This window comes from Pseudomonas sp. JY-Q (assembly GCF_001655295.1).
Taxonomy (GTDB): domain Bacteria; phylum Pseudomonadota; class Gammaproteobacteria; order Pseudomonadales; family Pseudomonadaceae; genus Aquipseudomonas; species Aquipseudomonas alloputida.
Window position 1 is genome coordinate 64947 of sequence record NZ_CP011525.1, and the last position, 19647, is coordinate 84593.

A 19647-nucleotide genomic window follows, 5' to 3' on the forward strand; every position below is an offset into this window, starting at 1 on the left:
CATTGGCCGGCAGGCCCAGCCCTTTCGCGGGTGAACCCGCTCCTGCAATGGCCACCAGGGCGTCAGGGGTTGTGACGCCCCTGTAGGAGCGGGTTTACCCGCGAAGAGGCCAGAACAGGTCAACCACGAAAATGGCTGGGCGCCACGCCACTCCAGCGCTGGAAGGCATGCCGAAAACTGGCCGTCTCACTGAACCCCAAAGTCTCCGCAATCCGGTAGATCGGCATCTGTTCATCGGCCAGTAACTGCTTGGCCCGCTCGAACCTCAGCTCGTCCAGCAGCTGTTGATAACTGCTGCCCAGCGCCTGCAAATGCCGGCGCAGGGTGCGCGACGAGCAGTTCATCTGCCGCGCAAGCCCTTCCAGCCCAGGTGCTGCGTCCAGTTGCTGCGCCAGCAGCTGGCGAATCCGCCCCAGCCATGCCTGGCGACCGGTGAATTCAAGGTTCAGGCGCCGGCAGCGCTCGCTCATGGCTTTGTGAGTAATCGGGTCGGCCAGCGGCAGCGGCATATCCAGCCATCGCCGTTCGAAGGCAAAGGCATTGTCCTCGGCGGCGAAACCGATCGGGCATTGAAACGCTTCGGCATAGAGCGCGTGGTAACCAGGGCGAGGGTGTTCGAAGCGTGCGCCAAGCAGCGGCAACGGCCGGCCAAGCAGGTCGTCACAGATGACTTTCAACGACACCAGGCAGAACTCGGCGTTGAAAGCGCTCAGCGCCGGGCTGTCCTGGTAATCGCTGGCGCTGAACCAGACACGTTGGCCGTCGTCGAGCAAGCGCAGCTTGAAGACTGTTCCCAGCAGTGCCGGATACTGCAGCGCCAGGCGTAAGGCGTCACCCAAAGTGGCACTGGAGAGCAGCGCGTAACCGAGCATGCCGTAGCACGACACACGCATGCGCTGGCCCAGTTCCAGGCCAATGTCCTCGCGCCGGGCCACAGCATTGGCGCAAACCTGCAGCTCCTGCTGGGTGGTGATGCGCGCATCGGCATGCCCCAGGTCTGCCGGGCCAATGCCGCTGCCGGCCAGCAACGCCGACGCCTCGCAACCGTCTGCCTGGAAGACGTTGAGGATCAGCGAAACTGCGTTGAGGGTGGTCAGGTGGCTGTGCAGCATGCTGGGTAATCCCGTTGGGCTGGGACGCATTATGGAGCAAGTTGTGTGCCGATCTCCGGGGCTGCAGGCAAACCACATACCCTGCCGGCGCGGCCGGGTGTTGCGAAGGCCTGCATAGCGGCCTCCAAAACCTTTAGGCAAAAAAAGGCCCGAAGCAAGCGCTCGGGCCTTGGAAAGGTTGAGAGGTGTCTAGTCCCTCGACCTGGTGAGACTGTTTACAGCGGCCTGATTACGCTTTCAGCGGAACCAGACGTGGAGCGATCATGTTTTCCGGACGCAGGATGTCGTCGAGCATCGCGTCGTCCAGCAGCTTCTCTTCGCGCACCAGTTCCAGTACGCCGCGGCCGCTTTCCAGGGCAACGCGGGCGATACGGGTGGCGTTCTCGTAGCCGATGTACGGGTTCAGTGCGGTAACCAGGCCGATCGAGTGCTCGACCAGTTCACGGCAGCGCTGTTCGTTGGCGGTGATGCCGACGATGCAGTGCTCGCGCAGCATGTCCATGGCGCGTTGCAGCAGGCGGATCGAGTCGAAGATCTTGTAGGCGATCAGCGGCTCCATCACGTTCAGCTGCAGCTGACCACCTTCGGCGGCGACGGTCAGGGCCAGGTCGTTGCCCATGATGGCGAAGGCCACCTGGTTCACAGCTTCTGGAATAACCGGGTTGACCTTGCCTGGCATGATCGAGCTGCCTGGCTGACGCGCTGGCAGGTTGATCTCGTTGATGCCGGTACGCGGGCCGCTGGACAGCAGGCGCAGGTCGTTGCAGATCTTCGACAGCTTGACCGCGGTGCGCTTGAGCATGCCGGAGAACAGCACGAAGGCGCCCATGTCGGAGGTGGCTTCGATCAGGTCGGCAGCGGGTACCAGCGGATGGCCGCTGATGGTGGCCAGGCGCTGTACGGCCAAGGCCTGGTAGCCAGGGTCGGCGTTGATGCCAGTACCGATGGCGGTACCGCCCAGGTTGATTTCGGTCAGCAGTTCCGGAGCCAGCGAGCGCAGGCGCTGCAGGTCTTCAGTCATGGTGGTGGCGAAGGCGCGGAATTCCTGGCCCAGGGTCATCGGGACGGCGTCCTGCAGCTGGGTACGGCCCATCTTCAGTACGTGGTCGAATTCTTTACCCTTGGCAGCGAAGGCCTGGATCAGGCTATCAAGGCTGGCCAGCAGCGCGTCGTGACCCAGCAACAGGCCCAGGCGGATTGCGGTCGGGTAGGCGTCGTTGGTCGACTGCGCCATGTTCACGTCGTTGTTAGGGTGCAGGTACTTGTACTCACCCTTCTGGTGGCCCATGGCCTCCAGCGCAACGTTGGCAATGACTTCGTTGGCGTTCATGTTGGTAGAAGTACCAGCGCCGCCCTGGATCATGTCAACCACGAACTGGTCGTGGAAATCGCCTTTGATCAGGCGGGCGCAGGCTGCGGAAATGGCAGCGTGCTTGGCATCGCTCAGGTGACCCAGCTCACGGTTGGCGTCGGCAGCGGCCTGCTTGACCATGGCCAGGGCCACGACCAGCTTCGGGTAGTGCGACAGCGGAACACCGGAGAGGTGGAAGTTGTTGGCAGCGCGCAGGGTCTGGATGCCGTAGTAGGCATCTGCAGGAACTTCAAGGGTACCCAACAAGTCTTTTTCGACGCGGAACGATGCAGCAGAGGACATGATGTATATCATCTCGATTTTGACCCGGCACATGCCGGAATGGCGCCAATCCTAGGCCTGAAGGTGTTTTTGCGGCCAATGCTATTGCACGCTAACCTATGCACAAACGGCATAGTGTTTCATGTGACGCCAATTGATATTCGAGCGTGTTCCATTTTGGTGCGCGCCGGGAGATGTGCTTCGTGAACCTTGAAAGCAAATGGCTGGAAGACTTCAGTGCTCTGGCCGCTACCCGCAGTTTTTCCCAGGCCGCAGAGCGGCGTTTCGTGACCCAACCGGCCTTCAGCCGGCGCATTCGCAGCCTTGAGGCGGCGTTGGGCCTGCAACTGGTGAACCGCTCTCGCACACCCATCGAGCTGACCGAGGCGGGTCAGCTATTTCTCGTCACAGCGCGTACTGTTGTCGACCAGTTGAGCGAAATTCTCCGCCATTTGCATCACTTGGAAGGCGGGCAGGGCGAAGTGGTGCAGGTAGCTGCGGCACACTCCTTGGCGTCGGGTTTCTTCCCCCGTTGGGTGGCCCAGCTGCGCAACGACGGTTTGAACATCGCCACCCGCCTGGTTGCGACTAACGTCGGAGATGCTGTGCATGCACTGCGCGAAGGCGGCTGCGACCTGATGCTGGCGTTCTATGACCCGGACGCGGCCTTGCAGATGGATGCCGAGATCTTCCCGTCGCTGCACATGGGCACCACTGAAATGCTGCCGGTGTGCGCCGTGGATGCCGATGGCAAGCCGTTGTTCGACCTGGAGCGCGAGGGCAGTGTGCCGTTGCTAGCCTACACCGCCGGCGCATTCCTCGGCCGCTCGGTCAACTTGCTGTTGCGCCAGCGCAACCTGCGTTATACCACCGTCTACGAAACCGCCATGGCCGACAGCCTCAAGAGCATGGCCCTGGAGGGGATGGGCATCGCTTGGGTGCCGCGCCTGTCGATGCGTGGCGAGCTCGAACGCGGTGAACTGGCGATCTGCGGCGGTAGCCAATGGCATGTGCCGCTGGAAATCCGCCTGTACCGCTGTGCTTTGGTGCGTAAGGCTAACGTCCGCTTGCTATGGCGCAAGCTGGAGTCGTCTGGCGCACAAGGTGAAGCGTCAATTTGAGTTGTATGTCAGGTAATCAGTGATATTTGCACGATTCCTGTCGCTGTAGCGGTAGCAGTTGGATCGTGCCGGTACACGGGGGTGCGTGTACGTTTCGCACACCCAGCCATTGAACTTCAGTTCGGCGTCTTCATGCGTGGCGCCTAGCAGATGGCCAATTTCATGAGCGGCAGCACCGTATGCGGCCACAGAGGCAATGGCCGTTTTCTGCTTGAAATAGGCCAAGCCGGCGTTGTAGTTCAGGCCGCTATGATCGTAGCTGTTGCGAGTGAGCAGGAGATGTTTGTCCATGAGAGAGTAGAGCCGGTGTCGCTGTTGTGCATACACCTGCTGGCTGAAAGCTTCCAGGAGCTTTTCGGACGGCATTCCTGCATAAGCAATATCGGTTATGTGTTTTACATTGCGTTGAAATATCACTTCGATGGGATGTTGGCTGAAACGGCGCATTTCGTTCAGCCAATGCTGGAAGAAGTCTTCGTTCAATTGCCCGTCGTGCATATCGGCCAGGTCGTCGTGCACATAGACGGTGACGGTGAGCGAGTGGGCCGCTGAAGCACTTGGCAATTGCAAGCTGAGTACCAGGCCAAACGAAAGTGCGAAAAAGCATGGAGTTTTCATGTAGACGTACCAAAGTGCGCGAGTTAAGGGCTGCGAGCGTGCAGCACTCGTCGACCCCGAGGCAGCAGGAAAAAGTTGTCCCACGAGACAGCTTGCCCTTTGATCCGGCATGTGCTTGTAGGGGTGGGCGGCCAGCCTTTAAATACGTTACAATCCCGCGCCTTCGGCCGACCTGGTCGATTCAGAATCCGTATGACAAGCCACGCCGGCCCACCTGCGTGGCTTGTTGCTTTTAGCGCGCCAGAAGGCGCTTGCAGGAGAGGCTCGACGATGAGTGCACTGGTTGGCGTGATCATGGGCTCCAAGTCCGATTGGTCCACCCTTAGCCACACCGCCGATATGCTGGAAAAACTCGGCATTCCCTACGAAGTGAAGGTGGTTTCCGCCCACCGCACCCCGGATCTGCTGTTCCAGTATGCCGAGGAGGCTGAGGGCCGTGGCATCGAGGTGATCATCGCCGGTGCCGGTGGCGCAGCCCACCTGCCAGGCATGTGCGCCGCCAAGACCCACCTGCCGGTGCTGGGCGTGCCGGTGCAGTCGTCGATGCTGTCGGGCGTCGATTCGCTGCTGTCGATCGTGCAGATGCCAGCCGGTGTGCCGGTTGCCACCCTGGCCATCGGCCGTGCCGGTGCGGTCAACGCTGCCCTGTTGTCGGCCAGCATTCTGGGCGCCAAGTACCCGCAGTACCACGCGGCGTTGAAGCAGTTCCGCACGGAACAGACCGACACCGTGCTGGACAACCCAGACCCGCGCCAGGCTTGAGGCTCAACCCATGAAGATCGGTGTAATCGGTGGCGGCCAGCTGGGCCGCATGCTGGCCTTGGCGGGTACCCCGCTGGGCATGAACTTCGCCTTCCTCGACCCGGCACCGGACGCCTGCGCTGCGCCCCTGGGCGAACACCTGCGTGCCGACTACGGCGATCAGGACCACCTGCGTCAGCTGGCCGACGAAGTCGACCTGGTCACCTTCGAGTTCGAAAGCGTCCCGGCCGAGACCGTGGCCTTCCTCTCGCAGTTCGTGCCCGTGTACCCCAGCGCCGAATCGCTGCGCATCGCCCGTGACCGCCTGTTCGAAAAGAGCATGTTCCGCGACCTGGGCATCCCCACCCCGGCCTTCGCCGACATCCTCTCGCAGGCAGATCTGGACGCCGCGGTGGCCAGCATCGGCCTGCCGGCCGTGCTGAAAACCCGCACGCTGGGTTACGACGGCAAGGGCCAGAAGGTGCTGCGCACGCCAGAAGACGTGGTGGGTACCTTCGCCGAGCTGGGCAGCGTGCCATGCCTGCTGGAGGGCTTCGTGCCGTTCACCGGCGAGGTGTCGCTGGTGGCCGTGCGTGGCCGCGATGGTGAAACCCGCTTCTACCCGCTGGTGCACAATACCCACGAGAGCGGCATTCTGCGCTTGTCGGTAGCCAGCCAGGCACACCCGCTGCAGGCTCTGGCCGAAGATTACGTCGGCCGCGTGTTGCAGAAGCTGGATTACGTTGGCGTGATGGCCTTCGAGTTCTTCGAGGTTGACGGTGGCTTGAAGGCCAACGAAATCGCCCCGCGCGTGCACAACTCCGGGCACTGGACCATCGAAGGCGCCGAGTGCAGCCAGTTCGAGAACCATCTGCGTGCCGTTGCCGGCCTGCCACTTGGCTCGACCGCCAAGGTGGGCGAGAGCGCGATGCTCAACTTCATCGGTGAAGTGCCGGCCGTGGACAAGGTTGTCGCCATCGGCGACTGTCACCTGCACCACTACGGCAAGGCCTTCAAGGTTGGCCGCAAGGTAGGACACGCCACCCTGCGCTGCCCTGACATGGCCACCCTCGAGCGCAAGATTGCCGAAGTAGAGGCGCTGATCAGCAACTGATCGGGCTTCGAATCGAACTTCCGCAAGCGGCATGCCCTCTGAATATGGCAACAAGCCGAAGCCCGTCTAGGCTTTGGCTTGTTCCAACTTCACTGCAGAGGGATTGCCATGGGTATCATTGGAACCATCTTCATCGGCCTCATCGTCGGCCTCCTGGCCCGTTTCATCAAGCCGGGCGATGACAGCATGGGCTGGATCATGACCATCCTGCTGGGTATTGCCGGCTCCTTGTTGGCTACCTATGGTGGCCAGGCACTGGGTATATACCAGGCTGGGCAAGCGGCAGGCTTCCTTGGCGCGCTGGTCGGTGCCGTGGTGCTGCTGGTGATCTACGGATTCATCAAGAAACGCTGATTACTGGTTAGAATGCTCGGCAATTCATTCGAGTTGCCGAGCATTTCCATGCGTGCCTTTTTCCTTGTCCCCTTGCTGTTGGCCAGTACCCTGGCCCATGCCGAACTGCCCGAAACCGACTGGCTGGAGCTGATGCCCAGGTCGGACCAGAAGGCACTCGAACAAATGCCTGAAATCGACCACAACTCACCGGAAGCCATGGGCACCTTTACCGCCAAGGGAGGCCTCAAGCAGAGCAAGGGCCTGCCTGCGGTGATGTACTCGACCAAGACCGTTGCAGCCATGAATGGCAAGGATATCCGCCTAGGTGGCTACCCTGTGCCGCTGGAGAGTGACGCCAAGGGCAACAGCACGTTGTTCTTCCTGGTGCCGTACCCGGGGGCGTGCATCCATGTGCCGCCACCGCCGCCCAACCAGTTGGTACTGGTGCGCTACCCGAAAGGCCTGAAGATCGATGACATCTACACCCCGCTGTGGGTCAGCGGCAAGCTGAAGGTGGAGAAGGTCAGCAATGACCTGGCCGATGCGGCCTATGCGCTGGATGCGGGGAAGGTGAGGGTGGTGGAGGATGCTGATCTCTGAACGGCTGTGCTGGCCTCTTCGCGGGTAAACCCGCTCCTACCCGGCGTCCACAGGCCTCGCATGCCGCGGGGTATCTGTAGGAGCGGGTTTACCCGCGAAGAGGCCGGCACAGGCGCCGTAAAACTCAGATCATTTCGCTGACAATCCTGACCGCTAGCGAACTGCTGTGCCCGGGCTTCAATTCCACCAGGTCATCCCACACATTCGCCGTCTCGATGCACAGCATTCGCTGCCATCCATCGTCAGCCATGTCCGCCAGCTCCTTCGCCCGCTCGGTCCACGGGTTCCAGATCACCGCCGAGCGCGAGCCGCTGCTGGCCAAGGTAATCCGCCGATTCCAATGCGGGTCGACGATGCTGAGGGTCTGCGGGGTGTTCAGGTAGATCCGGTCCGTCTCCCCGGCAAACATCAGTGCCCCTTGCTGCTGGCGCTGTTCCCAGTTCGCCAGGGTCTCGATATAACCCAGCCCGTCGACACCCTCGACCCGCGCCTGGCGCACATCGCTGACCGCGAAGTAGCTATGCAGGGCCTGGCTGATGGTCACGGGGGTATTGCCCATGTTGCGGCTGGTCAGGCTCAGTGTCAGGTCTGCGCCCATCTCCACCACCAGTTTCAGCTCGACATCATGGGGCCAACCGGGCAGGTCGCCCCGCGCTTCAGGCAGTTCGAACTCGATCCGCAGGGCCTCGCCCACTTCCTCGATACCCAGCAATTGCCAGTCACGCGTGCGCGCAAGCCCGTGGGCAGGCGCCGGTGTTCCCTGGTACATGGCCTGGACGGCCTCAGGGTTGCGCTGCAGGTTGCCAAACCATGGCCAGCACACCGGTACCCCGGCGCGTACCGACTTGCCCTGGCGGAAGATGGCCTGGTCGCTCAGCCACAGCAGCGGCGGTTCGCCCACCTGCTGGTAGCTGAGGACCTGTGCGCCCTGCTGGGCGATCAGGAGTTCGGCACGGTCACTGCTGATACGCCAGCAGTTGAGTTCGCCATGTTGCTCGGTTACGACCTGAAAGGTAGCCATTGCGTTCTTCTCATTGATTGCCAGTGGGCCTTGGACCCGGGCAGATGCAATGAGTTTACCGCCAGCGTGGCTCAGCGACGAGGCACCGAGCGGGTACGACCACTGCCGTCGATGGCGACGAAGACGAATACCGCTTCTGTGACCTTGCGCCATTCGCTGGACAGCGGGTCGTCGCTCCACACTTCGACCATCATCTGGATCGAGCTGCGGCCGATTTCCAAGGTCTGGGTATAGAAAGACAGCTGTGCGCCGACCGCGACGGGCACCAGGAAGGCCATGCGGTCGATGGCGACGGTGGCTACGCGGCCGCCGGCGACACGGCTGGCCATGGCCGTGCCTGCCAGGTCCATCTGGGCAACCAGCCAACCGCCGAAAATATCGCCGAAACCGTTGGTTTCTCGCGGCAATGCGGTGATTTGCAAGGCCAGGTCGCCTTGCGGGATTGGATCTTCTTGTTCGAGCTCAATCATGCGATGGGGCCTCTGACCCGTGACGCTTTTCGTTGGTGTGGCGCAAAGGCCGGGTAAACGATTCAGCTTGAAACATACTACGCCGATTTCGTTTCACTGGGCGGCCGTAGGGAAACTCTGCGAAACCGCCTGACAATAGTGACCGGCGTTTTCGCACAACATCCCACGTTAGGAGCAACATAATCCTACGAAATGCCAGTATATAGGGCATAACGGCCAGCGACGACCGCGCATTCACGAATATCTGTGTGGATTTTGTATCGCTTTCGGCGTAGCTCGGCAATTTGCTATCTTCGCTTGTCTCCAATCCAGAAGCCGCGCGCCAAGCGGCCTGCATGCCCTATAAAGAGAACAACGAGCGATGACTTCCGTGCCCAGCAGTATCGAGCAGCCCTCGCGGCCGCTGACCCGCAGCGACTACAAGACCCTCTCACTGTCCGCCCTGGGCGGCGCGCTGGAGTTCTACGATTTCATCATCTTCGTGTTCTTCGCGACGGTGGTGGGCAAGTTGTTCTTCCCGGCCGACATGCCCGAGTGGCTGCGGCTGATGCAAACGTTCGGCATCTTTGCCGCCGGCTACCTGGCGCGGCCGCTGGGCGGCATCATCATGGCCCACTTCGGCGACTTGCTCGGGCGCAAGAAGATGTTCACCCTGAGCATCTTCATGATGGCCCTGCCGACCCTGATCATGGGCCTGCTGCCGACGTATGCGCAGATCGGTATGTGGGCACCGATCCTGCTGTTGCTGATGCGTGTGATCCAGGGCGCGGCAATCGGCGGCGAAGTACCGGGCGCATGGGTGTTCGTCTCTGAACACGTGCCGGCTCGCAACACCGGCTATGCCTGCGGCACCCTGACCGCCGGCCTGACTGCCGGCATTCTGCTGGGCTCGCTGGTAGCGACCTTGATCAACAGCGTGTACAGCGCGGAAGAAGTGGCTGACTACGCCTGGCGTATCCCGTTCCTGCTTGGCGGTGTGTTCGGCCTGTTCTCGGTGTACCTGCGCCGTTGGCTGCACGAAACCCCGGTGTTCGCCGAAATGCAGCAACGCAAGGCACTGGCCGAGGAGTTGCCTCTGCGCGCCGTGCTGCGTGACCACCGTGGTCCGATCATCCTGTCCATGCTGCTGACCTGGATGCTTTCAGCCGGCATCGTGGTGGTCATCCTGATGACCCCGGCGCTGCTGCAGAGCTTCTACCACATCAGCCCGACCGACTCGCTCAAAGCCAACAGCCTGGCCATTGTGTTGCTCAGCTTTGGTTGTATAGGTGCCGGCAGCCTGGCCGACCGCTTTGGTGCAGGCCGCGTGTTCGTGATCGGCAGCCTGCTGCTGCTGGCCAGCTCCTGGACCTTCTACCACAGCCTGCCGACCCGCCCCGAGTTGCTGTTCCCGCTGTATGCCGTGACCGGCCTGTGCGTGGGTGTGATTGGCGCAGTGCCTTATGTAATGGTCAAGGCGTTCCCGGCGGTGGTGCGTTTCAGCGGGTTGTCGTTCTCGTACAACGTGGCCTACGCCATCTTTGGTGGGCTGACACCGATGGTGGTGACCGCACTGCTGAAGGTGAGCCCGATGGCGCCTGCCTACTACGTGGCAGGCCTGTGCGCCGTCGGTCTGGCCGTGGGCCTGTACCTGCTCGCCAACAAGCGCTGATCTGCGCTACGGCTACTGGCCTCTTCGCGGCTAAAGCCGCTCCTACAGGGTTTTGCACAGGCCTCAAGGCCGACACCGAACCTGTAGGAGCGGCTTTAGCCGCGAAGAGGCCACACCTGCTTTCAGTGATGGCCTTTCATCCAATTGTCATAATGAAGTCATATCGTGTTCATGCGGCCTGCCGATACTTGGGCCCGTTCCATCCAACACCCCAATATTCCTGCTAGGAGCAAGGCATGAAACTGAAGCGTTTGATGGCGGCCCTTACCTTTGCCGCCGCTGGCGTTGCAACCGCCAACGCGGTAGCCGCTGTCGATCCTGCGATCCCGACCTACACCAAGACCACGGGTGTTTCGGGCAACCTCTCCAGCGTTGGTTCCGACACCCTCGCGAACCTCATGACTCTGTGGGCCGAGGCCTACAAGAAGGAATATCCGAACGTAAACATCCAGATCCAGGCTGCCGGCTCCTCTACCGCGCCACCCGCGCTGACCGAAGGCACCGCCAACCTCGGCCCGATGAGCCGCAAGATGAAGGACGTCGAGCTGCAAGCCTTCGAGCAGAAGTACGGCTACAAGCCGACCGCCATCCCAGTCGCCGTCGACGCTCTGGCAGTGTTCGTGCACAAGGACAACCCAATCAAGGGCCTGACCATGGCTCAGGTTGACGCCATCTTCTCTTCCACTCGCCTGTGCGGTGGCAAGGCCGAGATCAAGACCTGGGGCGACGTCGGTGTGACCGGCGACCTGGCCAACAAGCCAATCCAGCTGTTCGGCCGCAACTCGGTATCGGGCACCTACGGCTACTTCAAGGAAGAAGCCCTGTGCAAAGGCGACTTCAAGCCTAACGTCAACGAACAGCCTGGCTCGGCTTCGGTCGTGCAGTCGATCAGCTCCTCGCTGAACGGCATCGGCTACTCGGGCATCGGTTACAAGACCGCCAGCGTGAAGACCGTAGCCCTGGCCAAGAAAGACGGCGGTGAGTTTATTGAAGACAATGAAGCCAACGCCCTGAACGGCACCTACCCGCTGTCGCGCTTCCTGTACGTCTACGTCAACAAGGCGCCGAACAAGCCTCTGGCCCCGCTGGAAGCCGAGTTCGTCAAGCTGGTGCTGTCGCAAGCGGGCCAGCAGGTGGTGGTGAAGGATGGCTACATCCCGCTGCCGGCCAAAATCGTCGACAAGACCCTGGCTGACCTGGGCCTGTCGCACGCCGGTAACGTTGCAAAGAAGTAAGTAATTAAGAGGAGGCCGGTGCCACAGCCCGGCCTCTTCCACGAATTTCCAGTCCGAAGCCAGGTCCCCTGTGCGGCGGGCTTTCGCGCGTCACCACTTTGTAATGTTTTTGTCACACGGGACCGCTAGGGTGTGCGCATGAATGATCTGGCCAATTCCAACATGACCCAAAACTCCCAGCCCGTGCGCATTGATTTCAATACGCCCGAGTTGCAACGCAAGCGCCGCATGCGCGCGCTCAAGGACCGCCTGACCCGCTGGTATGTGCTGGTAGGCGGGCTTGCCGTATTGGCGGCAATCACGTTGATCTTCTTCTACCTGGCTTATGTGGTGTTGCCACTGTTCCAGGGCGCCGAGCTGACCAGCAAGAAAGCCCTGGAGCCGACATGGCTGCAGCAGGATGCCGGTAAGCCACTGATGATCGCGCTTGAAGAGCAGAATCAGGTGGGGATGCGTGTTTCGGACAAGGGCCAGGCTTTGTTCTTCGATACCAAGACCGGTAACGAACTCAAGCGTGTCGATCTGGCAGTGCCGGCGGACACCCAGGTCACGTCCATCAGTACTGACCAGCCGGGCAGCGCGCTGGTGGTTCTGGGCTTGTCCAATGGTCAGGCCCTGGTGTTCCACCACACCTACAAGATCACCTACCCGGACAACAAGAAAACCATCACCCCTGGCATCGACTATCCGTACGGCGAGCAATCGTTCGTGCTCGACGAGCAGGGGCGTGCGCTGGACCACGTCAGCGTCAACGTCAATGGTGACACCCTGCTGCTGGCCGGCTCTACCGGTGCTCAGCTGCAGGTGGTCGAGCTGACGCGCACGGAAAACATGATGACCGAAGAGGTCACCACCGAGCAGAACCGCATCGAACTGCCGCAAATGACCGAGACGGTGAAGAATATCTTCATCGACCCACGCCAGCACTGGCTGTACGTGATCAACGGCCGCGCCACGGCCGACGTGTTCAGCCTGCGCGACAAGAGCCTCAACGGCCGTTACAAGTTGTCTGATAGCGCCGACACCGAAATTACTGCCACGGCCCAGCTGGTTGGCGGCATTTCGCTGATCATCGGTGACTCCAAGGGCGGGCTGGCCCAGTGGTTCATGGCCCGCGACCCGGATGGCGAATCGCGCTTCAAGCAGATCCGTACCTTCCAGATGGGCAAGGCGCCGATCGTGCAGATCGACGCCGAAGAGCGCCGCAAGGGCTTCATCGCCCTGGACGCCGAAGGCAAACTGGGCGTGTTCCACAGCACTGCACACCGAACCCTGCTGGTAGAGCCGGCTGCCGAAGGCCCTGGCACGCTGGCCCTGTCGCCACGCGCCAACCGCATCATCATCGAAGAAGGCGGCAAATTGTTGCCGTTTAGCCTGCGCAACCCGCACCCGGAAGTTTCGTTCAGCGCGCTGTGGGGCAAGGTGTGGTACGAGAACTACGACGAGCCGAAGTACGTCTGGCAATCGACCGCGTCGAACACTGACTTCGAGCCCAAACTGAGCCTGTCGCCGCTGACCTTCGGAACCCTGAAGGCCGCGTTCTACGCCATGATCCTGGCCGCCCCGCTGGCCATTGCCGCAGCCATCTACACCGCCTACTTCATGGCCCCGCGCATGCGCCGCAAGGTCAAGCCGGTGATCGAGCTGATGGAAGCGATGCCGACGGTGATCCTCGGCTTCTTCGCCGGCCTGTTCCTGGCCCCGTACCTGGAAGGCCACCTGCCCGGTGTGTTCAGCCTGTTCTTGCTGATGCCGATCGGTATCCTGCTGGCCGGCTTCTTCTGGAGCCGGCTGCCGGAGTCGATCCGCCTGCGTGTACCGGATGGTTGGGAAGCGGCGATCCTGATTCCGGTCATCCTGTTCACCGGCTGGTTCGCCCTGACCATGAGCCCGCACCTGGAAAGCTGGTTCTTCGGCGGCGACATGCGCCTGTGGATCACCAACGATTTAGGCATCACCTACGACCAGCGCAACGCCCTGGTAGTCGGTATCGCCATGGGCTTCGCGGTCATCCCGAACATCTACTCGATTGCCGAAGATGCCGTGTTCAGTGTGCCGCGCAGTCTGACCCTGGGCTCGCTGGCACTGGGCGCGACGCCTTGGCAGACCCTGACTCGCGTGGTCATCCTCACCGCCAGCCCGGGCATCTTCTCGGCGTTGATGATCGGCTTGGGCCGTGCGGTCGGCGAGACCATGATCGTGCTGATGGCCACCGGCAACACACCGGTGATGGAGATGAACCTGTTCGAGGGCATGCGCACCCTGGCCGCCAACGTGGCCGTGGAAATGCCGGAGTCGGAAGTCGGTGGCAGCCACTATCGCGTGCTGTTCCTGGCCGCCCTGGTGCTGCTGATGTTCACCTTCATCATGAACACCTTGGCCGAGCTGATTCGCCAGCGTCTGCGCAAGAAATACTCGTCGCTTTGATAGAAAGGTAGCGATCCGTGAAAAAGGATTCCCTCAAAGGCTGGTTCAAGAGCGGCGCCCCAGGCGTCTGGATGAGCGGCGGCGCGGTGGCCATGGCCGTGATCATGACCGTCGGCCTGCTGGCGGTGATCGCCGTGCGCGGCCTGGGCCACTTCTGGCCAGCCGATCTTGTCCAGGCCACCTACAAGGTGCCGGGCCAGGCCGATCACGTTGTCATTGGCGAAGTGGTGCAGAAGGAGGAAGTACCCCGAGCTCGTCTGAAGGGTGCTGGCCTGCCGGTACCGGACCAGGGCCCGGAGTTCATGACCCGGGAGCTGATCAAGGTGGGTAACCGCGACCTCAACGGCAGCGACTTTACCTGGGTGGTCGGCGACTGGCTGGTCGACGAACAGCGTCCGGCTGACCTGATGGCCCTTGAGCGCCGCGAGTGGGGCAACTTCTATGGCTACCTGGTCAGCGTCAAGGAACAGGGCCGTGTGGTTGCCGAAGGCCCCGCTGCCTGGAACGAACTGCAGGCCCGCCTCAAGCGTGCCAACCAGCTCAACAGCGAGCTGCAGCAGCTGGAGAAGAAGGACATTGGTGCCATCAACCATGGCCTTGAGCGCCTGCGCCTGCAAGCGCGCAAGCTGGAGCTGGACGGCAAGCTGGACGCCGCCGCCCAGGCCGACATGGACGCCGACCGTGCCGAACTGAACAGCCGCTACAAGGCTATCGAAGAACGCCTGACCGGCCTGCACCAGGCTTTCTCCCGCGACAGCCTGGTGGCCCGGGATGGCAACGGCCGTGAAGTGGAAATCAACCTGAGCAAGGTGGTGCATGCCGTTCAGCCGAACGGCATGTCGGCGTTTACCAAGCTGGGCACCTACTTCGGCAAGGTCTGGGAGTTCCTCAGCGACGACCCGCGTGAAGCCAACACCGAGGGCGGTATCTTCCCGGCCATCTTCGGTACCGTGATGATGACCCTGATCATGGCCGTGATCGTTACCCCGTTTGGCGTGCTGGCTGCCGTGTACTTGCGTGAATACGCCAGGCAGGGCCCGGTCACCCGGCTTATCCGTATTGCGGTGAACAACCTGGCCGGTGTTCCTGCGATCGTCTACGGTGTGTTCGGTCTGGGCTTCTTCGTCTATGTGCTGGGCGGCTCGATCGACCGCCTGTTCTTCCCCGAAGCGTTGCCCGCGCCGACCCTGGGTACCCCGGGCCTGCTGTGGGCATCGCTGACCCTGGCATTGCTGGCGGTACCGGTGGTGATCGTGGCCACCGAAGAAGGCCTGGCGCGAATTCCGCGCACCGTGCGTGAGGGCTCGCTGGCGTTGGGCGCAACCAAGGCCGAGACCCTGTGGAAAATCGTCCTGCCCATGGCCAGCCCGGCCATGATGACTGGCATGATCCTCGCCGTGGCCCGTGCCGCCGGCGAAGTGGCGCCGCTGATGCTGGTAGGTGTGGTGAAGCTGGCGCCGTCGCTGCCGGTGGATGGTAACTACCCGTACCTGCACCTGGACCAGAAGATCATGCACCTGGGCTTCCACATCTATGACGTCGGCTTCCAGAGCCCGAACGTCGAAGCTGCGCGGCCGCTGGTTTATGCCACTGCGCTGCTGCTGGTGCTGGTGATCGCGACCCTCAACCTCTCTGCCGTGTGGATTCGCAACCACCTGCGCGAGAAGTACAAGGCGCTGGACGGCTGACCCTGATTGCAAGCGTGTCGCCCGTAAGCCGGGCGGCCCTTTGAAACGACTTGATAGCGTATGGAGTTGACCATGCAGCAAGATTCCCACACCCATGGCATCGACATGTCTGCCCTGGGCCGCAACAAGCAAAGCCTGCGAATGGCTGAAGAAACCGTGGCCATCGAAGTGCCGGGCCTGAGCCTGTTCTATGGCGACAAGCAAGCGCTGTTCGACGTGCAGATGAACATCCCGAAGCAGCGTGTGACCGCCTTCATCGGCCCATCCGGCTGCGGCAAGTCGACCCTGCTGCGCACCTTCAACCGGATGAACGACCTGGTTGACGGTTGCCGTGTGGAAGGTGCCATCAACCTGTACGGCAACAACATCTACCGCAAGGGCGAAGACGTTGCCGAACTGCGCCGGCGTGTGGGCATGGTGTTCCAGAAGCCGAACCCGTTCCCCAAGACCATCTACGAGAACGTGGTCTACGGCCTGCGCATCCAGGGCATCAACAAGAAGCGCGTGCTTGATGAGGCCGTCGAGTGGGCGTTGAAGGGTGCGGCCTTGTGGGACGAGGTCAAGGACCGTCTGCACGAGTCGGCGCTGGGCCTGTCCGGTGGCCAGCAGCAGCGTCTGGTCATCGCCCGCACCATTGCCGTGGAGCCGGAGGTGCTGCTGCTTGACGAACCGTGCTCGGCGCTGGACCCGATCTCGACCTTGAAGGTCGAAGAACTGATCTATGAATTGAAATCCAAGTACACCATCGTCATCGTGACCCACAACATGCAGCAAGCGGCGCGTGTTTCGGATTACACCGCGTTCATGTACATGGGCAAACTGGTCGAATTCGGGGATACCGATACCCTGTTCACCAACCCGGCGAAGAAGCAGACCGAAGACTACATCACCGGTCGCTACGGCTAAGCGCCGCTCGCGAAACAGGCACCTCGGTGTCTGGCACCGGCGTTGCCGGTGTTCGCGGGTGAACCCGCTCCTACAGGGCCGCGCTACCAAAGGACAAAACGATGATCAACAAAGAAAGCCTTACCCATCACATTTCCCAGCAGTTCAACGCCGAGCTGGAAGAGGTGCGCAGCCACCTGCTGGCCATGGGCGGGCTGGTGGAAAAGCAGGTCAACGACGCGGTTACCGCGCTGATCGAAGCCGACTCTGGTCTGGCCCAGCAGGTGCGCGAGGTTGACGAGCAGATCAACCAGATGGAGCGCAACATCGACGAGGAGTGCTTGCGCATCCTCGCCCGCCGTCAGCCAGCGGCCTCGGACCTGCGCCTGATCATCAGCATTTCCAAGTCGGTGATCGACCTGGAACGCATCGGTGACGAGTCGACCAAGATCGCCCGCCGCGCCATCCAGCTGTGCGAAGAGGGCGAGTCGCCGCGTGGTTATGTCGAGGTGCGCCACATTGGCGACCAGGTGCGCAACATGGTCCGGGATGCGCTGGACGCCTTTGCCCGCTTCGACGCCGACCTGGCGCTGTCGGTGGCCCAGTACGACAAGACCATCGACCGCGAATACAAGACCGCGCTGCGTGAGCTGGTGACCTACATGATGGAAGACCCGCGCTCTATCTCGCGGGTGCTGAGCGTGATCTGGGTGCTGCGCTCGCTGGAGCGTATTGGCGACCATGCGCGCAACATCTCCGAACTGGTGATCTACCTGGTGCGCGGTACCGACGTGCGCCACATGGGCCTCAAGCGCATGACGGCAGAAGTGCAGGGCACTGCTGTCGCCAACGGCGAAAAGGCTAATGTTCCGGGTGAATCTGACGATAAGTAAGGTTGCTCCCGAGCATCGACGCCCGGCCTTGGCCGGGCGTTTTCGTTTGCGGTCGAGAGCCGGCAGGCACCCGCGAACGATGTGAAGAAGTCCCGGCGTGACCAGGTTGTAGCAAATGGCCATCATTTGGCAGTAGGCTAGTCGGGATTCATAAGGAGTATCGATGAGTAAAGTGAATGTGCTGGTCGTGGATGACGCCCCGTTTATCCGTGATCTGGTCCGCAAGTGTCTGCGCAACGCCTTCCCGGGTATGGCCATCGACGACGCGGTCAACGGTCGCAAGGCCATGGCCATGCTCGGCAAGGAAGCGTTCGATCTGGTCCTCTGCGACTGGGAAATGCCGGAAATGTCAGGCCTGGAACTGCTGACCTGGTGCCGTCAGCAGCCTGCACTGAAGAACCTGCAGTTCATCATGGTGACCAGCCGTGGCGACAAGGAAAACGTCATTCAGGCGATCCAGGCGGGCGTTTCCGATTTTGTAGGCAAGCCGTTCACCAACGAGCAACTGCTGACCAAGGTAAAAAAAGCCCTGACCAAGATCGGTAAGCTCGACAGCCTGATGGCCACCGGCCCGGCGCGAGCCAACCCGGCGTTTGCCAACGATTCGTTGAACGCGCTGACTGCGGGCAAGCCCGAAGCGGTCAAGGTTGCGGCGCCGGTACCGGCCAAGCCTTTGGTCGCCGCACCCGCACCTGCTGCCCCCGCGCCGAGCGGCCGTGGCCAGGGCCAGCTGCGCCTGGCCAGTGGCATGCAGCCATGCGTGATCAAGGCGTTGAGCCTGAAAGAGGCACTGCTGGTGATACGCCGCAGCGAAGTGCTGCCACAGGTGCTGGAAGGTGCGGTGCTGGACCTGGAGCAGGGCGAAAGTGCCGAAGTTGCTCGCCTGAACGGCTACCTGCATGCGGTGGCGGCGCTGGAGCCAAAACCTGACAGCGACTGGTTGCAGTTGACGTTCAAGTTTGTCGACCAGGATGCCCAGAAGCTCGACTACCTGTCTCGGTTGATTGCCCGCGGCACTGCGCAGAAGCACTTCACCCCCGGTGCCTGACCCCGGCCCCGGGTCATGCTTTGGGCAGGAGCAGCACACGGGTGCTCCTGCCCAAGCCCGAGTTGCCCCATCCGACCAACTGCAATACCTACCGTAAAACCCGCTGCTAGGCTTCGACAGATCATAACTGTCAAAAAGCCACTATCATGCCCGCGCGCCTGCTGCTGTTCTGTGCATTGCTCATGGCCTCGGCGTCGAGCCAGGGCGTGACGCTCTACAAGATCACTGACGATTCCGGTGTCGTCTCCTATTCCGACCGCCCTGGCCCCGGCGCCAAGCCCTTGGTGTTGCTCGAACCCATGGTCGAAACGCTCGAAGGCCAGGTACTGCTGAACGCGAAAACCTTCGACGGTGGCGTGAGCTTTTCGGCACGAAACGAGCTGCATGTGCCGGTAGAGGTAGAGTTGCGGCTGGACAACCTGGTCAACGCACAAGGCGGTGATGCACCGCGTATCGTGCGCCGGCTGCTGCCGCCGCGCACCACGCAGATGCTCAGTGTGCTCAGGGGGCGGCCCGGGCTGCTGCTGAACTACCGTTCGACCCTGCTGCAGGCCATGGGTGATCCGGGCAAACGGCCGCTAGGTTTCCGCTATGCGTTCCCGTGGATTGGCGGGCCGTTCCGCGTCACTCAGGGCCCCAATGGCCGTGTCAGTCATTTTGGGCCCCGAGGGCGCTACGCCATGGATATCGCCATGCCCGAAGGCACCCCCATCATCGCGGCGCGGGAAGGGGTGGTGGTGAAGACGCAGAACAGCCAGAGCGGGCGCGGCCCCAACCCCTCGGGTAACTTTGTCAGGATTTTGCACCCGGACGGCACCATGGGCGTCTACCTTCACCTGATGCGTGGTTCGGTGATGGTGGCGGAGGGGCAACGGGTACGGCAGGGCCAGATGCTGGCCAAGTCGGGCAATACCGGCAACAGCACTGGGCCGCACCTGCATTTTGTGGTGCAGCGCAATGTGGGGTTGGCGCTGGAGTCGATACCTTACCGCTTCGACAGGCCGATCAGCGGGATGCCGGATTTCACTGCCGGCAACCCCTGACCGATTGGGCC

18 protein-coding genes are annotated in these 19647 nt (G+C 61.8%); 13 read left to right on the forward strand and 5 right to left on the reverse strand.

Annotated elements, in window-relative coordinates:
* Positions 1-119: 119 nt before the first annotated feature.
* Together AA098_RS00280 and aspA are read right to left on the reverse strand one after the other, a co-directional pair.
* A complete protein-coding gene (locus AA098_RS00280) occupies positions 120-1112 on the reverse strand; it encodes an AraC family transcriptional regulator (protein ID WP_003253295.1) in 993 nt (330 codons plus the stop codon).
* Positions 1113-1341: 229 nt separating this feature from the next.
* Positions 1342-2766: an aspartate ammonia-lyase gene (gene aspA / locus AA098_RS00285; RefSeq protein WP_003253297.1), complete on the reverse strand. Its 1425-nt coding sequence runs from the start codon at positions 2764-2766 to the stop codon at positions 1342-1344.
* A gap of 182 nt (positions 2767-2948) precedes the next feature.
* Between aspA and AA098_RS00290 the strand changes: the two genes are divergently transcribed.
* Positions 2949-3866 carry a LysR substrate-binding domain-containing protein gene (locus tag AA098_RS00290; RefSeq protein ID WP_177342660.1) on the forward strand — a complete coding sequence of 306 codons (918 nt, stop codon included), beginning with the start codon at positions 2949-2951 and terminating at the stop codon, positions 3864-3866.
* Here the strand turns inward: AA098_RS00290 and AA098_RS00295 are convergent.
* On the reverse strand, positions 3858-4484 hold the full coding sequence (locus AA098_RS00295) for a zinc-dependent metalloprotease family protein (RefSeq protein WP_003253301.1): 627 nt from the start codon (positions 4482-4484) through the stop codon (positions 3858-3860). The two genes, AA098_RS00290 and AA098_RS00295, sit on opposite strands and share 9 nt — an antisense overlap.
* A gap of 270 nt (positions 4485-4754) precedes the next feature.
* On the opposite strand from AA098_RS00295, the gene purE reads away from it, so the two are divergent.
* The 4 genes from purE (at position 4755) to AA098_RS00315 (ending at position 7275) form a co-directional block, all read left to right on the forward strand.
* The gene (gene purE / locus AA098_RS00300; protein WP_003253304.1) at positions 4755-5246 is read left to right on the forward strand and encodes a 5-(carboxyamino)imidazole ribonucleotide mutase; all 492 of its coding nucleotides are present in this window, start codon (positions 4755-4757) and stop codon (positions 5244-5246) included.
* Between the two features lie 10 nt (positions 5247-5256).
* Positions 5257-6339, forward strand: coding sequence for a 5-(carboxyamino)imidazole ribonucleotide synthase (locus tag AA098_RS00305; protein ID WP_010955825.1), 1083 nt, complete (start codon positions 5257-5259; stop codon positions 6337-6339).
* 108 nt (positions 6340-6447) lie between these two features.
* Complete coding sequence (locus AA098_RS00310; RefSeq protein ID WP_003253308.1) at positions 6448-6693, forward strand: GlsB/YeaQ/YmgE family stress response membrane protein; 246 nt, start codon at positions 6448-6450, stop codon at positions 6691-6693.
* 48 nt (positions 6694-6741) lie between these two features.
* Complete coding sequence (locus AA098_RS00315) at positions 6742-7275, forward strand: DUF3299 domain-containing protein (RefSeq protein WP_003253310.1); 534 nt, start codon at positions 6742-6744, stop codon at positions 7273-7275.
* Positions 7276-7399: 124 nt separating this feature from the next.
* Here the strand turns inward: AA098_RS00315 and AA098_RS00320 are convergent, their stop codons facing one another.
* Positions 7400-8296 carry a D-hexose-6-phosphate mutarotase gene (locus tag AA098_RS00320; RefSeq protein WP_004575202.1) on the reverse strand — a complete coding sequence of 299 codons (897 nt, stop codon included), beginning with the start codon at positions 8294-8296 and terminating at the stop codon, positions 7400-7402.
* Between the two features lie 71 nt (positions 8297-8367).
* Positions 8368-8766, reverse strand: coding sequence for an acyl-CoA thioesterase (locus AA098_RS00325; RefSeq protein WP_003253317.1), 399 nt, complete (start codon positions 8764-8766; stop codon positions 8368-8370).
* Positions 8767-9127: 361 nt separating this feature from the next.
* Here AA098_RS00325 and AA098_RS00330 point away from each other — a divergent pair, with 361 nt between their 5' ends.
* The 8 genes from AA098_RS00330 (at position 9128) to AA098_RS00365 (ending at position 19636) form a co-directional block, all read left to right on the forward strand.
* Complete coding sequence (locus AA098_RS00330; protein WP_003253318.1) at positions 9128-10417, forward strand: MFS transporter; 1290 nt, start codon at positions 9128-9130, stop codon at positions 10415-10417.
* A 236-nt stretch (positions 10418-10653) separates the two neighbouring features.
* Positions 10654-11652 carry a phosphate ABC transporter substrate-binding protein PstS gene (locus AA098_RS00335; protein WP_003253320.1) on the forward strand — a complete coding sequence of 333 codons (999 nt, stop codon included), beginning with the start codon at positions 10654-10656 and terminating at the stop codon, positions 11650-11652.
* A gap of 138 nt (positions 11653-11790) precedes the next feature.
* The gene (locus tag AA098_RS00340) at positions 11791-14079 is read left to right on the forward strand and encodes an ABC transporter permease subunit (protein WP_003253322.1); all 2289 of its coding nucleotides are present in this window, start codon (positions 11791-11793) and stop codon (positions 14077-14079) included.
* 71 nt (positions 14080-14150) lie between these two features.
* Entirely contained in the window at positions 14151-15767 is a 1617-nt protein-coding gene (pstA, locus tag AA098_RS00345; RefSeq protein ID WP_173881456.1) for a phosphate ABC transporter permease PstA, read from the forward strand.
* 72 nt (positions 15768-15839) lie between these two features.
* Complete coding sequence (gene pstB, locus AA098_RS00350; RefSeq protein WP_003253327.1) at positions 15840-16673, forward strand: phosphate ABC transporter ATP-binding protein PstB; 834 nt, start codon at positions 15840-15842, stop codon at positions 16671-16673.
* A 101-nt stretch (positions 16674-16774) separates the two neighbouring features.
* Entirely contained in the window at positions 16775-17545 is a 771-nt protein-coding gene (gene phoU / locus AA098_RS00355; protein ID WP_003253329.1) for a phosphate signaling complex protein PhoU, read from the forward strand.
* A gap of 163 nt (positions 17546-17708) precedes the next feature.
* Complete coding sequence (locus AA098_RS00360; protein ID WP_054888370.1) at positions 17709-18593, forward strand: response regulator; 885 nt, start codon at positions 17709-17711, stop codon at positions 18591-18593.
* Positions 18594-18739: 146 nt separating this feature from the next.
* Positions 18740-19636, forward strand: coding sequence for a peptidoglycan DD-metalloendopeptidase family protein (locus tag AA098_RS00365; RefSeq protein WP_003253334.1), 897 nt, complete (start codon positions 18740-18742; stop codon positions 19634-19636).
* Positions 19637-19647: the final 11 nt, after the last annotated feature.

What these genes read in the sequence shown, in the direction of transcription:
- AA098_RS00280 (WP_003253295.1), bottom strand. Translation starts at nt 1,112, where the DNA reads ATGCTGCACAGCCACCTGACCACCCTCAACGCAGTTTCGCTGATCCTC.
- aspA (WP_003253297.1), bottom strand. Translation starts at nt 2,766, where the DNA reads ATGTCCTCTGCTGCATCGTTCCGCGTCGAAAAAGACTTGTTGGGTACC.
- AA098_RS00295 (WP_003253301.1), bottom strand. Translation starts at nt 4,484, where the DNA reads ATGAAAACTCCATGCTTTTTCGCACTTTCGTTTGGCCTGGTACTCAGC.
- purE (WP_003253304.1), top strand. Translation starts at nt 4,755, where the DNA reads ATGAGTGCACTGGTTGGCGTGATCATGGGCTCCAAGTCCGATTGGTCC.
- AA098_RS00305 (WP_010955825.1), top strand. Translation starts at nt 5,257, where the DNA reads ATGAAGATCGGTGTAATCGGTGGCGGCCAGCTGGGCCGCATGCTGGCC.
- AA098_RS00310 (WP_003253308.1), top strand. Translation starts at nt 6,448, where the DNA reads ATGGGTATCATTGGAACCATCTTCATCGGCCTCATCGTCGGCCTCCTG.
- AA098_RS00315 (WP_003253310.1), top strand. Translation starts at nt 6,742, where the DNA reads ATGCGTGCCTTTTTCCTTGTCCCCTTGCTGTTGGCCAGTACCCTGGCC.
- AA098_RS00320 (WP_004575202.1), bottom strand. Translation starts at nt 8,296, where the DNA reads ATGGCTACCTTTCAGGTCGTAACCGAGCAACATGGCGAACTCAACTGC.
- AA098_RS00325 (WP_003253317.1), bottom strand. Translation starts at nt 8,766, where the DNA reads ATGATTGAGCTCGAACAAGAAGATCCAATCCCGCAAGGCGACCTGGCC.
- AA098_RS00330 (WP_003253318.1), top strand. Translation starts at nt 9,128, where the DNA reads ATGACTTCCGTGCCCAGCAGTATCGAGCAGCCCTCGCGGCCGCTGACC.
- AA098_RS00335 (WP_003253320.1), top strand. Translation starts at nt 10,654, where the DNA reads ATGAAACTGAAGCGTTTGATGGCGGCCCTTACCTTTGCCGCCGCTGGC.
- AA098_RS00340 (WP_003253322.1), top strand. Translation starts at nt 11,791, where the DNA reads ATGAATGATCTGGCCAATTCCAACATGACCCAAAACTCCCAGCCCGTG.
- pstA (WP_173881456.1), top strand. Translation starts at nt 14,151, where the DNA reads ATGAGCGGCGGCGCGGTGGCCATGGCCGTGATCATGACCGTCGGCCTG.
- pstB (WP_003253327.1), top strand. Translation starts at nt 15,840, where the DNA reads ATGCAGCAAGATTCCCACACCCATGGCATCGACATGTCTGCCCTGGGC.
- phoU (WP_003253329.1), top strand. Translation starts at nt 16,775, where the DNA reads ATGATCAACAAAGAAAGCCTTACCCATCACATTTCCCAGCAGTTCAAC.
- AA098_RS00360 (WP_054888370.1), top strand. Translation starts at nt 17,709, where the DNA reads ATGAGTAAAGTGAATGTGCTGGTCGTGGATGACGCCCCGTTTATCCGT.
- AA098_RS00365 (WP_003253334.1), top strand. Translation starts at nt 18,740, where the DNA reads ATGCCCGCGCGCCTGCTGCTGTTCTGTGCATTGCTCATGGCCTCGGCG.